The organism is Methanocaldococcus fervens AG86 (genome assembly GCF_000023985.1).
Lineage (GTDB): Archaea > AGJL01 > Methanococci > Methanococcales > Methanocaldococcaceae > Methanocaldococcus > Methanocaldococcus fervens.
In genome coordinates, this window is record NC_013156.1 from 1,391,039 (window position 1) to 1,406,748 (window position 15,710).

The 15,710-nt window shown below is 31.3% G+C and carries 15 protein-coding genes; 11 read left to right on the top strand and 4 right to left on the bottom strand.

Features of this window, described 5'->3' with window-relative positions; all coding sequences use genetic code 11:
• Positions 1 to 11 precede the first annotated feature (11 nt).
• Positions 12 to 2,285, bottom strand: coding sequence for an AAA family ATPase (locus MEFER_RS07480; protein ID WP_015792014.1), 2,274 nt, complete (start codon positions 2,283 to 2,285; stop codon positions 12 to 14).
• Positions 2,286 to 2,446: 161 nt separating this feature from the next.
• Here MEFER_RS07480 and ilvC point away from each other — a divergent pair, with 161 nt between their 5' ends.
• On the top strand, positions 2,447 to 3,439 hold the full coding sequence (gene ilvC, locus MEFER_RS07485) for a ketol-acid reductoisomerase (RefSeq protein WP_015792015.1): 993 nt from the start codon (positions 2,447 to 2,449) through the stop codon (positions 3,437 to 3,439).
• A 1-nt stretch (position 3,440) separates the two neighbouring features.
• On the opposite strand, the gene MEFER_RS07490 is transcribed toward ilvC, so the two are convergent.
• Positions 3,441 to 4,721, bottom strand: a complete 1,281-nt coding sequence (locus tag MEFER_RS07490; RefSeq protein WP_015792016.1) for an ATP-binding protein — start codon at positions 4,719 to 4,721, stop codon at positions 3,441 to 3,443.
• 142 nt (positions 4,722 to 4,863) lie between these two features.
• Here MEFER_RS07490 and MEFER_RS07495 point away from each other — a divergent pair, with 142 nt between their 5' ends.
• The 10 genes from MEFER_RS07495 to taw2 all read left to right on the top strand — a co-directional run bounded on the left by MEFER_RS07495 (position 4,864) and on the right by taw2 (position 13,942).
• Positions 4,864 to 5,559 (top strand): helix-turn-helix domain-containing protein, encoded by a 696-nt coding sequence (locus MEFER_RS07495; protein WP_048056377.1) that lies wholly within the window; start codon positions 4,864 to 4,866, stop codon positions 5,557 to 5,559.
• 37 nt (positions 5,560 to 5,596) lie between these two features.
• Complete coding sequence (locus MEFER_RS07500; RefSeq protein WP_015792018.1) at positions 5,597 to 6,634, top strand: hydroxymethylglutaryl-CoA synthase; 1,038 nt, start codon at positions 5,597 to 5,599, stop codon at positions 6,632 to 6,634.
• A gap of 52 nt (positions 6,635 to 6,686) precedes the next feature.
• Positions 6,687 to 7,865, top strand: a complete 1,179-nt coding sequence (locus MEFER_RS07505) for a thiolase domain-containing protein (protein ID WP_015792019.1) — start codon at positions 6,687 to 6,689, stop codon at positions 7,863 to 7,865.
• A gap of 13 nt (positions 7,866 to 7,878) precedes the next feature.
• Entirely contained in the window at positions 7,879 to 8,070 is a 192-nt protein-coding gene (locus MEFER_RS07510; RefSeq protein ID WP_015792020.1) for a hypothetical protein, read from the top strand.
• Between the two features lie 18 nt (positions 8,071 to 8,088).
• Positions 8,089 to 8,262 carry a CooT family nickel-binding protein gene (locus MEFER_RS08305; protein WP_083767093.1) on the top strand — a complete coding sequence of 58 codons (174 nt, stop codon included), beginning with the start codon at positions 8,089 to 8,091 and terminating at the stop codon, positions 8,260 to 8,262.
• Between the two features lie 188 nt (positions 8,263 to 8,450).
• Entirely contained in the window at positions 8,451 to 8,846 is a 396-nt protein-coding gene (locus MEFER_RS07515; protein WP_015792022.1) for a Zn-ribbon domain-containing OB-fold protein, read from the top strand.
• Positions 8,847 to 8,958: 112 nt separating this feature from the next.
• Positions 8,959 to 10,758: a beta-propeller domain-containing protein gene (locus MEFER_RS07520; RefSeq protein WP_015792023.1), complete on the top strand. Its 1,800-nt coding sequence runs from the start codon at positions 8,959 to 8,961 to the stop codon at positions 10,756 to 10,758.
• A gap of 163 nt (positions 10,759 to 10,921) precedes the next feature.
• Complete coding sequence (gene aspS / locus MEFER_RS07525) at positions 10,922 to 12,226, top strand: aspartate--tRNA(Asn) ligase (RefSeq protein WP_015792024.1); 1,305 nt, start codon at positions 10,922 to 10,924, stop codon at positions 12,224 to 12,226.
• A gap of 26 nt (positions 12,227 to 12,252) precedes the next feature.
• The gene (locus tag MEFER_RS07530; RefSeq protein WP_015792025.1) at positions 12,253 to 13,194 is read left to right on the top strand and encodes a hypothetical protein; all 942 of its coding nucleotides are present in this window, start codon (positions 12,253 to 12,255) and stop codon (positions 13,192 to 13,194) included.
• Between the two features lie 4 nt (positions 13,195 to 13,198).
• Entirely contained in the window at positions 13,199 to 13,942 is a 744-nt protein-coding gene (taw2, locus tag MEFER_RS07535) for a tRNA(Phe) (4-demethylwyosine(37)-C(7)) aminocarboxypropyltransferase Taw2 (protein WP_015792026.1), read from the top strand.
• A gap of 20 nt (positions 13,943 to 13,962) precedes the next feature.
• On the opposite strand, the gene MEFER_RS07540 is transcribed toward taw2, so the two are convergent.
• A complete protein-coding gene (locus MEFER_RS07540) occupies positions 13,963 to 14,235 on the bottom strand; it encodes an ACT domain-containing protein (RefSeq protein ID WP_015792027.1) in 273 nt (90 codons plus the stop codon).
• Positions 14,236 to 14,307: 72 nt separating this feature from the next.
• Positions 14,308 to 15,663, bottom strand: a complete 1,356-nt coding sequence (locus MEFER_RS07545; RefSeq protein ID WP_157200692.1) for a TldD/PmbA family protein — start codon at positions 15,661 to 15,663, stop codon at positions 14,308 to 14,310.
• Positions 15,664 to 15,710: the final 47 nt, after the last annotated feature.

The following is a 15,710-nucleotide window of genomic DNA, read 5'->3' on the forward strand; positions in this document are numbered from 1 at the left end:
CTTTCACCTGATTAGAGTTTATGATGCTTAACAAAATATTCAAAGAATTCTTTAAATTCTTTTAACCTAAGTTCCGAATCTGCATGTTTTGGGTAAGTGTATATAAAGAGTTTTTTCCTGATAATATCGTTCAATCTCTCCTTTAATGGATTTATGCAGTATCCAATAACCTCTTCATAAGTTGTTAATGTAGCGTAACCTTTTGTTTTAAGCTTTCTTCTATAATTTTCCATGGTTTCAACGAACTCTTTAATTACGGCATTGAATTCTTCTTTAGATAACCAAAACGGTGCCCTATCTTCAAAAAATTTTATATAATTTTCCATTTCTTTTTGATATTTTCCTTCATCCATTAATTTGTATCTTATTTTTATGCCATCATGTTCTTTGAGAACTTCTCTTTCATATAAGCTATAAACTTCCCATTCACTGAGCATTAAAATATACGGTATTTTTGTAAATTCTAACAAGCTTAAATACTTTATATATGCCTTTGTATCTTTCAAGCGTATTACTTCAACAACATATTCATCAATAGGAGATTCAGGCAATCCTGCTAAATCGGATATTGCAACATCTATATTCGAACTTATTAGAATTGATATATCTGATAAGAAAATTTTCTTAATATAGGTGTCAAGGATATATTTTTTCCCATACGTTTTTTCTAACTTTTCCATAACATCTCTTATCCTAATGAATTTCGTGGACTTTTCTCCATCTTTTATGTAGAATCTAAAAGTATTGTTGATGTTTGCTTCATCTATAAAGTGATGGGAGTATATAATCACAAATATCTGCGACTTGATATTTTTATTTTTCAAAATTTTTATTAATTTCTTCTGATATTTTGGATGAAGATTTGCAAAGGGAGTGTCGAGTAAGATTACTTTTCCTTCGTAACCGAATATTAATGTTAGTATTTCTAAAATCTTTTTTATACTCAATCCAACCATATCTATAGGAATTTCAAATTCTCCAGAATATACGGTAATTTCAGGCCTATTTTCCACCAAAATTACATCAAAAGTAAGATTTTCGTCTTCAAATATGTATTCAAACATTGCTTTAATTTCCATATATTTTTTTCTTAATTTCAGGTTTGTATTGTTTTTTAGACAAAACAAATAGTTAGAAATCCAGTTTTTTAGTGGGTAGAGTAAGTATGGATTATCACTTCCTTCAATTGTTCTATTTTCAAGTAAACATTTAAAGAGTCCGGCAAATTTTGGATCTGAAAGTCCTAATTTCATTTCATCGAAAGAATCGTACTCATAAGTTATTATATTATCTTCATATATTTTTAACAATAAAGTATTCAAGGAAATCTCTTTGATATCATTACTGTTTATTTTACAAAATTCAAAAATTTCTTTTAAATATCCAACAACTTCCGTATCCCACGGATTTTCTTTAACGTATTCTAAAACCTTATCGATATTAATTGACATTTTATTGATCAACAATTCATTTAAAGACAGTAAAATGATAAAAACAGTTAATATCTTCTCATCCATATTCAATTTTTTAATAAAATCTACATATATATCTAAATTCTCTCTAAATTCTTTTATTAGGTTATAGTTGTCCCCAATTATTTGTGTGATGTTTTCTTCTCCATCAATTAAAGTGTTAAAGTATATTCTATTACTTTCTTTATAGGTCGATAGCATTGCGTTAATTGATGAAACTATAATTCCTTTTAAATCGTTTATTAGCTTTATAGTTTCAACGTTACGATTTAAATCATGCAAAATTTCACTATGGTCGATTAAATCTGGAGTGATTTTATCTAATTCGTATTTTATCAAGTAATTCATTATTTTTTCTATGTCTTCTTCTAAATTTTTTAATTTAAGTATAAAATATGGCTCTCTACAGGATACTTCAGAACACTCCCATACATATATCCCTTCTGAGAAGTAGTTTGCAATATTACTCATAACATTTAATTTTAAGTGGTTACATAAGTTTATAATTTCAGGACTATTTACTTTAAAGAAAATTCTAAGAAATTTTGATATAATTTCCTTATCACATTCATCAAATAAAACCTCTACATTTATTTCTGCCATTTTTTTGTTTTTTTCGTGCAGGAGGACCTCCAAATCTATAGGCGATATTTTTCTGTTTATAATATTTTTTAGTAATTTTAATACTCTAAACAAATTAGTTTTCCCCACATTATTTGAACCAAATATTGTGATGATATTTCTATCATCGAATGTTATTTTGAAATCATCAAAAGAGAATAAATTTTTTGCGTGTATTGACCTTATTTTCATATTTTCACCATATGACCAAAAATTCTTCAATTAATATATTTTTAATTGATATTTAAATTATTCCCTACACATCAATTAACCGAAAACCTTAAAATATTATTTGTCAGTTAATTAATTTAACAACATTTCTAAAAATACTAAAATGTTCTATGGTGGTAGAGATGGTTAAAATATTCTACGATAAAGATGTAACGTTTGATGCTGTTAAAGACAAAACTATAGCAGTTATTGGTTATGGAAGCCAGGGAAGAGCTCAGGCATTGAACATGAAAGATAGTGGTTTAAATGTTATAGTTGGTCTAAGACCTGAAGGAGCTTCATGGAACAAGGCAATCAAAGATGGACATACAGTTATGACTGTTGAAGAGGCTGCCGAGAAAGCTGACATCATCCACATATTAATACCAGATGAAGTTCAGCCAGCAGTTTATAAAAAGCAAATTGAGCCTCATTTAACAGAAGGGAAGACAATAAGCTTCTCACATGGTTATAATATCCACTATGGATTAATAAAACCTCCAGAGAATGTTAATATAACAATGGTTGCCCCTAAAGGACCAGGGGCAATGGTTAGAAAGACATTTGAAGAAGGGTTTGGAGTTCCTGGATTAGTTGCTGTTGAGAGGGATTACACAGGAGACGCTTTACAAATCGCTTTAGGAATGGCTAAAGGAATTGGATTAACAAGAGCTGGAGTAATAGAAACAACATTTAGGGAAGAGACAGAGACCGATTTATTCGGAGAGCAAGTTGTTTTATGTGGAGGAGTTACTGAATTAATTAAAGCTGCATTTGAAACATTAGTTGAGGCAGGTTATGCTCCAGAAATGGCTTACTTTGAAACATGCCACGAGTTAAAGCTAATTGTTGATTTAATCTATCAAAAAGGATTGCAGGGAATGTGGGAAAACGTTTCAAACACTGCTGAATATGGAGGATTAACAAGAAGAAAAAGAGTTATAAATGAAGAGTCAAGAAAAGCGATGAAAGAAATATTGAAAGAAATTCAAGATGGAAGATTTGCAAAAGAGTGGAGTTTAGAAAATGTTGCTGGAGCACCTCAATTAAATGCTTTAAGAAGATTGGAGAAAGAGCATTTAATTGAAAAAGTTGGTAAAGAATTAAGAAAGATGTGTGGATTGGAGAAAGAATAATTTAAATTAAGCTCCATTTCCAGAATGGGATTATTTTTATTAAATATTCTTTATCATTAACCGTTATTTTTTCAAATCCTTCAGTATCGTAGGTAATAATTTTTAAATTAACATTATCAAGCTTTAAATCTTTAATTGCCTTTTCAAAGGCTTTAATTTCCCTTTCCTTGTTTATTTCATTTAGTTCATAGCACACTTGAATTAATTCCTTCTCTTTATCAAATATTAAAAAATCAACCTCATAGTTTTTTCCTTTGATGTAAAAAAGATTTTCATTCTCAACAAAACCTTTTTTTCTCAACTCCAAAAATACAAGGTTTTCTAAAATCCTACCTTTATTTCTACTAAAATTCAATGAAAAATTCCACATTCCATCGATAATGTAAAGTTTTGAGTTAGAGACAGTTTTTGTTTTATAAGAGAAGTTGTTTAACAAAAATATTAGGTAAGAATCACCAAAATAATCTAAATAGTTGTAAATACACTCCCTACTTATTTTTGTATTGAATTCTTTGAGTAGATTGATAATCTTTTTTATAGAAATTTCATTGGCAAATAAATTTATTAAAATGTTTCTTAAAACCTTAATTTCCTTTATATTCCTAATGTTATGCCTCTCAACAACATCTCTATAAAATATACTATCCAAATACTCCCTTAAAATATCTTTTTTGATTTCTTCATTATCTATTAAAGTTATTTCAGGAAAACCTCCAAATTTAATGAACTCATTTAAATATTTTAACAATTCTGCCTTTTCAATAGTTGAATATCTTTCTTTAACGTCAAAATTCTTAAACTTCAAAAATTCTTTAAAGTTTAATGGTAGTATCTCTGTTTTTATATTTCTTCCTCTTAAAGATGTGGAAATTTCTTTTGATAATAATTTAGAGGACGAACCAGTTATAAAAATGTTGAAACCACTGTCATTCAATCTCCTAATAAATTTATCCCAACTATCAATATTTTGAATCTCATCAAAAAATAAGTTTTTTGTGTTTTTTATAGACAATGCAATCTTTAAAAGCTCATTTAATTCCTTTGTAGTTGTATTTATTAACCTCTCATCTTCAAAATTTATGTAGAGAAAATCATCTTTAAAATGCTTTTTTATTATTTGGAATAAAAAATATGTCTTTCCTCCTCTCCTTACACCATAGATAACCTTTATTTTATTAGGGATTAGCTTTATTTTGATACTCCTATCAATAACATTTGCTTTTTTAACATTTTCTAAATTGTCTAATACAATCTCTTCAAACAATATATTTTTGTCAATCATATTTGACACTTTTGATATTTTTATGTCTAATATGTTGGATAGGATATTTAAATTTTTTCATATACGACAATAAACATAACTTATTTCAACAAAATCAAAAACTTTATATAATTAGGGTACAATTTTTTTATTTGTGATTACTATGGAAAAGGTGGCGATGTATATAATAGGAGATATTGTCTTAGCTGAAAATACTGGAAATGCACTAAAAAAATGGAGAAACCTCTTTAACATCCAACAAATAGAATTGGCTAAATATTTAAACGTCTCTCCATCTGTGATAAGCGATTATGAAGTTGGAAGGAGAAAGAATCCCGGAGTAAATATCATAAAGAGGTATGTTTTAGGATTGATAGAAATAGATAAAGAAAAAGGAGGGCAAACAATAAAAGCATTAAAGAGGATTTTAGATAAAAGCCCGTCAATGAAGGCAATTTTATCAATAAAAGAATATAGGAATCCAATAGCACTCGAAAAATTTATAGAGGTTATCGATGGTGAGATGCTAGTTGGGGATAACTTAGATATACCAATATATGGGCATACTGTGGTTGATAGTATAAGGGCGATATTAGAAATGACAGGTGATGAGTTCTATCACCTCTATGGGTGGACTACTGAAAGGGCTTTGATATTCACAAACGTCTCAACTGGAAGAAGTCCAATGGTTGCAGTTAGAGTTAGTGTGATGAAGCCAAGGGTTGTTGTCTTACAAGGGATAACTAAAGACAATGTAGATAAATTAGCTTTAAAATTAGCTGAAATTGACAACATTCCATTAATAACAACACAAATTGAAACAAAAGAGCTCATAAAAAAATTGAATGAAATAAAATAATAAAGAATAAATAAAATTTGATGAATTTGGTGGAATTATGGTTGGTATTGTAGGTTATGGGGCATACATTCCAAAATATAGGATAAAAGTTGAAGAGATAGCAAGAGTATGGAATAAAGACCCTGAATCAATAAAAAATGGTCTTTTAGTTTATGAAAAAGCAGTTCCAAGCTTAGATGAGGATACTGCAACTATAGCTGTTGAAGCGGCAAGAAATGCGTTGAAAAGAGCTGAAATAAACCCAAAAGATATTGGGGCTGTTTATGTGGGTAGTGAAAGCCATCCTTATGCGGTTAAGCCAACAGCTACAATAGTTGCTGAAGCTATAGATGCAACTCCAGAGTTAACTGCCGCTGATTTAGAATTTGCATGTAAGGCAGGAACTGCAGGAATTCAGATGTGTATGGGATTAGTTGAGAGTGGTTTAATTAAATATGGTTTGGCTATTGGGGCAGATACAGCTCAAGGAGCTCCAGGGGATGCTTTAGAATATACAGCAGCAGCTGGAGGAGCAGCATACATAATTGGAAAATCAAACGTTGTTGCAGAGTTTAATGGAACCTATTCCTTCACAACAGACACCCCAGATTTTTGGAGAAGAGAGGGGAAGCCATATCCAAGACATGGAGGAAGATTTACAGGAGAGCCAGCTTACTTTAAACATGTGATTAATGCAGCTAAAGGATTGATGGAGAAGATGGGAACAAAGCCAGAAGATTATGATTACTGTGTTTTCCATCAACCAAACGGAAAGTTCTATGTTAGAGTGGCTAAGATTTTAGGATTTAAAGAGGAGCAGTATAAATTTGGACTATTGACTCCTTACATTGGAAACACCTATTCAGGAGCTGTTCCTTTAGGATTGTCAAACGTCTTAGACAACTGTGAAGGTGGAGAAAGAATTTTAGCTGTTTCTTATGGAAGTGGGGCTGGAAGCGATGCTTTTGATATAACTGTAACATCAAAAATAAAAGAAGTTAAAGATAAAGCTAAGAGAACTTCCTATTACTTAGAAAGAAAAGAATACATTGACTATGCATTATACGCTAAATTTAGGAAGAAGATTAAGATGTAAGGGAGAATGATTGAGAGAATAAAAAGATTTTTAGGAATTAAAAGGTGGAAGAATGAGAGATGTTGCTATTATTGGATATGGGCAAACAAAGTTTGGTGAATTATGGGAAAGAAGCTTTAGAAGTTTAATTGTTGAAGCTGGAGTTAAGGCAGTTGAAGCAGCAGGTATTGATGGAAAGGATATAGATGAAATGTACGTTGGAAATATGAGTGCTGGTTTGTTTGTTGGGCAGGAACATATAGCTTCATTAATAGCAGACCATGCAGGTTTGAATCCAATCCCTTCAACAAGGGTTGAGGCTGCATGTGCATCAGGTAGCTTAGCTTTAAGGCAGGCGATTTTAAATGTAGCAAGTGGGGCGAGTGATGTAGTTTTAGTTGGTGGAGTAGAGAAGATGACGGATGTTGTCGATGCAACTTCAGCTATATCATCTGCCTCAGATCAAGAATGGGAAGCTTTGTATGGGGCTACGTTCCCTTCACTGTATGCTATGATGGCTCAGAGGTATATGTATGAGTACGGCTTAACTTTGGAAGAGTTGTCAATGTGGAGCGTTATTATGCATGAAAACGCCTCAAAAAATAGGTATGCTCAATTTCCATTTAAGGTTACATTGGAGCAAGTTCTCAATTCCTCACCAGTTGCTGAACCTTTAAGGTTGTTACACTGTTCCCCAGTATCAGATGGAGCTGCCGCTCTTATAGTATGTGAGGCGGAGAAGGCTAAGGAGTTTGTAAATAAAGATGACATTATTTATATTAAAGCGAGTGTTCAGGCGTCAGATACTATTGCCTTACATAGTAGAGAGAGTATAACAACTTTGAAAGCTGCTAAAGTAGCAAGTGAAAAAGCATATAAAATGGCGAATATAGAGCCAAAAGATATAGATGTTGCTGAAGTTCATGACTGCTTTGCAATAAATGGTTTAATATTGATGGAGGAACTCGGCTTTTGCAAAAAAGGAGAGGCAGGAAAGGTAGTTTATGATAAGATGATAGCTATCGACTATGATGGATTCCCAGCAGTAAATCCAAGTGGAGGGTTGAAAGCTGCTGGACACGCTTTAGGAGCAACAGGAATAAGACAAGTTGGAGAGATTTACTGGCAGTTAAAGCAGGATAAAGAGGTTAAAGATAGGCAGGTTGAGATTAAAAACGGATATGGAATTACTGCAAACGTTGGAGGAACTGGAGGAACTGTTTGCATCCATATACTATCTGATAAAAAATAAAGAACGTGAGAGATTGACAGAAAAGTTCTGCCCATTTATTAAGGATATATGTAAAAAAGACAACTGTGTAATGTGGATTGGAGGGGAGTGTAGGCTAATCATGCTTATAGATTTATACATATCATCAAAAATCTACGAGCTTTATGGATATGAAGATGGAGCGGTAGAAGTTGAATTTGAAGAGGAAGGGGATGAAGCAAGTTAAATTTTTATGGTGAATAATATGTGCAGTTGCAATCTCTACTTTAATGGAGAGTTAGTTATGGAAGATGTCATGATTGTTGAAAAAAATGGGAATAAAATTATAGCAATTGATTTATTTGGGGATAAAAAAGAGTTTGTTGGGGAGATTAAAAAAATCGACTTAAATGAAAATAAGATATTCATAGAAGCATAGAGGCATAGCCTCTATCAGATGAAATCCTACGGATTTCATTACTCGCCTATTGGCGATTGCTATACTCCAGAGCGGAGTTGCCAAAAGGCAACTCCACTTTAATCCAAGAGGCATTATGGAGGGTTGAAAGCCCTTCCTTAATGCATCTGTTTTGGTCAAGCTTTTTCTAAAAGGTTGGGAGGGAGAATATGGTTGTTAGAAGTTGGAGACACATAAAGGAAAGATATAACCTAATTGGAGTTAAATGTAAAAATTGTGGGACTGTTTACTTCCCTTCAAGAGAGATATGTCCCAAATGTAGAAGAAAAACAGAGTTTGAAGAAATAAAATTGAGTGGAAGAGGGAAAGTTTATACTTATTCAATTGTCCATGTAGCACCAAAGGATTTTGAAAAACAGGCTCCTTATGTAATAGCCATAATTGAGTTGGAAGAAGGAGCAAGAATTACAGGGCAGATAGTAGATTGTAAGCCAGAAGAGGTTTATATTGGCATGCCTGTTGAAGTAGTGTTTAGAAGAATTAAAGAAGATGGTGATGATGGAGTCATAACATATGGCTACAAATTTAAGCCTGTTGAAAACTAAACTTTTATTTTATTTTTTCATATTATTAATTTATATATTCAAATAAATTATAAAAACTTTTTTATAATTCTTTTTTGGATATATAAACATATAAAAATAAATCGGTGAAGTTATGAAAAAAATATTGATTTTTGGATTGGTTATTTTAGTAGCAATTTCTTTTTGCGGATGTTTTGAAAAACCTGAAAGTAGTGAAGATTTTAAATTAATGCCTGCTAATTCAAAAATAAAATTTGAAGAATTTAAAAATAATCTAAATCTAAACTATCAGAACTACTACGCATCAAGAGAGATCGTATCAGCAGAGGAAAAAGCTGTCGAACCAGGAAGATACTCAGAAACAAATGTTCAAGTTAAAGGTGTTGATGAAGCAGACATATTAAAAACTAATGGGAATGTTATAGCTTTCTCCTCTTATAAAACATATTTAATTAAGCCATTACCTCCAGAAGATGCTGATATAATATATAATCTTTCTCAAAGTGGAAGGCTATATTTAATAAATGATACTTTAATCGTTATTGGCTGGGATAAAATAACCTCTTATAACATCTCAAATCCAAAAAATCCAAAAAAGTTGTGGGAGATGGATTTAGAAGGTAGCTATGTAGATTCAAGATTATACAACGGAAACCTCTATTTGGTTGTTAGAAATAACTCTATAGAATGCCCAATTGTATGGAATGGGTATAAAATTGGCTATGAAAAATATTACATCCCAGAGCTACCTCCAATCTACACGAGAGACTTTGATATAACATATATAATTAGCAAAGTAGATGTAAAAACTGGAAAAGTTAAAGATTCTGTTGCAGTTGTTGGAAATTATAGGACAACATTATATATGTCAAAAAATAATTTGTATTTTGCTTATCATCTAAAAACTAATGAGCAAAAGCTTATGCTCGACTTTTTAAAAGAAAATGTAAATAAATATTTCCCAGAGGAGATTAGTGATAAAATAAATAAGGTTATAGAAAATAAGGACTTTGGAGATAATGCAAAATATGTTGAGATAACTGAAACTATTGAAAAGTATTTAAATACTTTACCATCTGAGAAAAGATATAATTTAATGAAAGAGTTGGAAAATGACTTTGAAAACTATTTGGAGGAGCATTGGGAAGAGTATGAATTTACTGGCATTGCCAAAATAAACCTAAAAAACTTTGAAGTTAAAAGCGGAAAGGTTAGTGGGCATTTGATAAACAACTTTGCCATGGATGAATACAATGGTTATTTAAGGATAGCAACAACGATAGGGGATTGGAGATTTAGAGAGAAAACAACAAATAACATATATATTTTAGATGAAAACCTAAACATCGTTGGAAATTTAACTGGGTTGGAGAAGGGAGAGAGAATTTATGCAGTTAGATTTATGGGAGATAAGGCATATGTTGTAACCTATAAAGAAACCGACCCTTTATTGGTTGTTGATTTAAAAGATCCAAAGAATCCAAAAATTTTAGGAGAGCTAAAGATTCCCGGCTATTCAACTTATTTGCATCCAATAGGAAATAACCTATTTATATGCATTGGAAAGGATGATGATGGAAAGCTAAAAATATCTTTATTTGACATTTCCGATTTAAAAAATCCAAAGGAAGTGGATAAATATAAATTGAATGAATGGTGGAGCCCAGCATTGTGGGATTATCATGTCTTTTTATGGGATGAAAAATATAGAATATTCTTCTTCCCAGCCAATAATCATGCTTATATCTTTAAAGTTGAAGATAATAAGATAGAGATGGTTAAAGATGATAAGCATAAAACAGCAGTACTGAGAGCTTTGTTTATAAATGATTATCTATATACTTTCTCTTATTCAGAAATGCACGTATTGGATGAAAATAACTGGCATTTAATTAAAAAGGTAAGTTTTGATTTTGAAGGTTATCCTCCCTAGGTCATTAAATAATTAAATTTTTATTTTTTATTTTTGACCAAGTATATTTAAATATAAAGATAATATAAAAGCTTAGGAAACTATAAAAAGCATAAACTATTATTAAACTTAGAGTTCCATTGAGGTTTTATATTGATGAAACACAGTGACTTAGGTGGATGTGATGAAGTGGAAAAGAACTCACTATTCAGCAAACATTAAACCAGAAATGGATGGAGAAGAAGTAGTTATAATGGGTTGGGTTCATTCAATTAGGGCATTAGGGAAGATTATATTTGTTATCTTGAGAGATAGAGAAGGAATGGTTCAAATTGTAGCACCAAAACAAAAAGTTGGGGATGAATTATTTAGCCAAATAAAAAAACTTGGAGCTGAGGATGTTATAGCTGTTAGAGGAAAAGTTGTAGCAAATGAGAAAGCACCAAATGGATTTGAAATACTTCCATTGGAATTAGAAGTTTTAAACACCGCTCAAAGACCTTTGCCTTTAGATCCTGCTGAAAAAGTTCCAGCTGAGTTAGATACAAGATTAGAAAACAGATTTTTAGATTTAAGAAGGCCTAAAATCCAAGCAATATTTAAAATTAGAAGTGAAATGTTAAGATCTGTAAGAAAAACACTTTATGAGGAAGGATTTATTGAGGTTAATACACCAAAATTGGTGGCAAGTTGTACTGAAGGAGGAACAGAGCTTTTCCCAATCTCATACTTTGAGAGAGAGGCATTTTTAGGGCAAAGTCCTCAGTTGTATAAGCAGATGTTAATGGCTACTGGATTGGATAGGGTTTTCGAAATAGCACCAATATTTAGGGCTGAAGAACACAACACAAGAAGGCATTTAAACGAGGCAACTTCAATAGACATTGAAATGGCATTTGCTGATGACAAAGATGCTATGGAGATGTTGGAGAAGGTTGTTTATAATGCATTCTTAGATGTTTATGAAAATAGAAAGAGAGAGATTGAAACGTTAGGAATAGAATTTGAATTACCACCAGAAAAGTTTGATAGAATTACTTATGATGAAGCTATCGATATTGCAAATGCAAAGGGTGTTGAGATAGAGTGGGGAGAGGATTTAAGTAGAGAGGCTGAAAAGGTTATTGGAGAGGAAATGGGAGGTTTATACTTCATAACCGACTGGCCATCAGAAACAAGACCATTTTACACAATGCCTGATGAAAAGAATCCAAATATATGTAAGGCATTTGATTTAATGTATAAAGATTTGGAGATCTCTTCAGGAGCTCAGAGAATTCATTTATATGATTTGTTAGTTGAGAATATTAAGAAGAAAGGGTTAAATCCAGATGGGTTTACATACTATTTAGAGGCATTTAAATATGGAATGCCACCACACGCTGGTTGGGGATTAGGAGCTGACAGATTTACAATGGTTTTGACACAGCAAGAGAACATTAGAGAGTGTGTATTATTCCCAAGAGATAGGCAGAGATTAACTCCATAATCCAATATTTTAAAAATGAGATGATTATGATTGCCAAAATCATCCAAATTTTCTCATTGACACTTACTTTTTTGTATTACAGCATACCAACACTTATTATTGGTTTGTTTATTTCCCAAATTTTAATAGAAGGAAATATAATTAAAAAAATCTATTTTATTGGGAGGGTGTTTACAAAAATTGCAAATCTTCCAGAAGAGTGTGGGTTGGCAATAACAACCTCTTTTATTGAACCAAGAATGGCAAATATAATGCTCGTTGATTTTTATAAAAAAGGAATTATAAACAAAAAAGAGCTTTACATCTCATCTTTAATAGATGCGTTTCCAGCCATTCTTAGGCATTGGGATTCTTTACTTCCAATATTAATAGCTACTTTAGGATTTTTTGGAGTAGTTTATTTTATAATCTTGGTTTTAATTGGATTTATTCAGACGATGATTTTTATAATTGTTGGGAAAATAACGTTAAAAAGTAGAAAATACAAGGAAGAAAATGTTGATAAAAAGATAAGGCTAAATAAGGATGTTTTTTATAAAGCTTTTAAAAACACTTTGAAATATGGGATTCCAATCATAAGGGATATAATTATCGCCTCTTTTATCACATCGTTTTTAATAGAGTTAGGATTTTTCAGCTATCTAACTGAAATTATAAAAAACACCGCCTATAGTTTGCCATTTTCTGTTGAAGAAATTACCGTGGCAGTTACACAACCAATTAACTACATAGGGGCTTATGTCTTAGCTGGAGAATTTTTAAATAAAGGTATTTTAAATGAGCTCGAAGTTTTTAGATCTTTACTTTTGGGCTCTGTATTGTCAAGCATTCCTGCTTTAAGATTTTTAGCTCCTTATTACATGGGCATATATGGGTTTAAGGATGGCTTCAATATAATGATGATATCAACAGCTGTTAGGGTTTTGATAACAGTGGTTTTTATAATAATTATAAGTTTAGCTTTGTGATACCATGAAATATCAAAAAATTGGAGATATTGTTGTAGTAAAAAAAGAATTGAATGAGGAGGAGATTAAAGAAATTGTAAATAAAACAAAATGTAAAACTATTTTGCTATACACTACCCAAATAACTGGGGAGTTTAGAACTCCACATGTAAAAATTTTATATGGTAATGGGACGGAAACAATACATAAAGAATATGGCTGTTTGTTTAAGTTAGATGTAGCTAAAATTATGTGGAGTCAAGGAAATATTGAGGAAAGGAAGAGGATGGCACATATAAGCAATGAAAATGAGGTAGTTGTTGATATGTTTGCAGGAATTGGATATTTTACAATTCCAATGGCTAAGTATTCAAAACCAAAATTGATTTATGCAATTGAAAAAAATCCAACTGCTTATCATTATTTATGTGAAAATATTAAGCTAAATAAATTAAACAATGTAGTTCCAATTTTAGCTGATAATAGGGCTGTTGAATTAAAGGATGTTGCTGATAGAGTTATTATGGGCTATGTTCATAAAACTCACAAATTTTTAGACAAGGCTTTTGAGTTTTTAAAGGATAGGGGGGTTATACATTATCATGAGACGGTTGCTGAGAAGATTATGTATGAGAGACCTATAGAGAGATTAAAGTTTTATGCAGAAAAAAATGGTTATAAGCTTTTAAATTATGAAATAAGGAAAATTAAAAAATATGCTCCAGGAGTTTGGCATGTTGTTGTAGATGCAGAATTTGAAAAAGTTTAATTATTTAATTATAAAGTTAATTAGATTCTATGCATATATTTAAATATATCTTCATGTTGAACTATAACCTTAACACCTAATTCATCTCCAGCCTTTTCAAGCTCTTTTTTTAATGTTGTAAAATCTACCTTTGCCTTTGATATATCTACGAGCATGATCATGGTAAATAGATTATCCATAATTGTTTGACTTATATCCAAGATGTTTGCATTGTTTTCAGCCAAAACTTTTGAAATTCCTGCAACTATTCCAGTCCTATCTTGCCCAATAACCGAAACTACAATTCTGCTCATCTTTTCCCTCTTTTAATTGTCATAGAATTTATGTTTTGATAATAAGTTTTTGATAATAAAAACTTTTTTACCTTATGAAATCGTAGCTATAGTTCTAACACATCCCCCACCATCACCAACAGGGACACTCTGCCCATACTTACCACAATACCCAACACTCAACTTGAAATCATCCGTAACGGCATCAACTTTAAATAAAATATCTAAAATTTCTCCACTCAATCCAGCATCTTTTAAAACTTGAGTTAGCTCACCATTTTCAATTAAATATGCTTCAACAGCGCTAAACTGGAATAATCCTTTTCCTGTATCAACTTGCCCGCCTCTTGAACCTCTTAAAAATATTCCTTCTTTTGTATCTTCTAAAAGCTCTTCAAAGTTCCAATCTCCGGGTTTTATAAAGGTGTTGCTCATCCTTACAATAGGCTTACTTAAGCCTTCAGCTCTACCATTTCCTGTTAGCTCAGCATCCATCCTTCCAGCAGTTTCTCTTGAATGCAAATATGTTTTTAAAATTCCATTTTCAATGATAACAGTTCTCATTCCTTTAACTCCCTCATCGTCATACTTGTAGGAACCGAAAGCTTCATCAACTGTAGCATCATCTATAACTGTTACATACTCACTTCCTACCTCTTTATTTAACTTATCTTTAAATACGCTATCGTTTTGTAAAACTAAATCAGCCTCTGCAGCATGTCCTACTGCTTCATGTATAAATACTCCAGCCAATTCAGGGTCTAATATTACTTTAAACTTACCTTTTGGGCATGGTTTTGCTTTCAATAATCTTAAAGCTCTATTTTTTGCCTCTAAAGCTAAATTTAAATACTCATCTTTTATTTTCTCAAATCCAAATCCACCAGTTCTCTCAGCACCAAATTGTAGATTTCCATTTTCCTTAGCAACACAGTTCATGTACATTATACATCTTGTTATATCCCCCTCAATTCTTGAACCTTCACTGTTTAAAAATATCTTTTTCCCAAATACATCCGAATAACTAACGGAAACACTTTTAATTTTTTCATTAAGCATGTTTTTATATGTATCTATAACAATTTCTTTCTTCTCTTCAATATCAACATTAACAGGATTTATTTTCCCAATCATTTTATAGTTATCCACTATCGCCTTATAATCTTTTAAAACAACTTCTTTTTCAGAATACTCATTTGAAATTTTAGCCATTTTATACGCTTTATCTATTAGTTTTTCAATCTCTTCTTCATTTACTATATTTGAAGTAATAAATCCCCACCCATTTTTATATAAAACTCTAACAGCTACACCATTCCCAAAACCTGAAGAGATTTCTTCTATCTTACCATCTTTTAATGTTATTGAGTTACTCTCCCCTATATTTATTCTTATATCTGCATAATCGCCTACTTCCAATAATTTTTCAATTTTTTCCAAATTGAGCATGATATCACCAATACTAAAATATAATTTTTTTGAATATTTTATTAGCA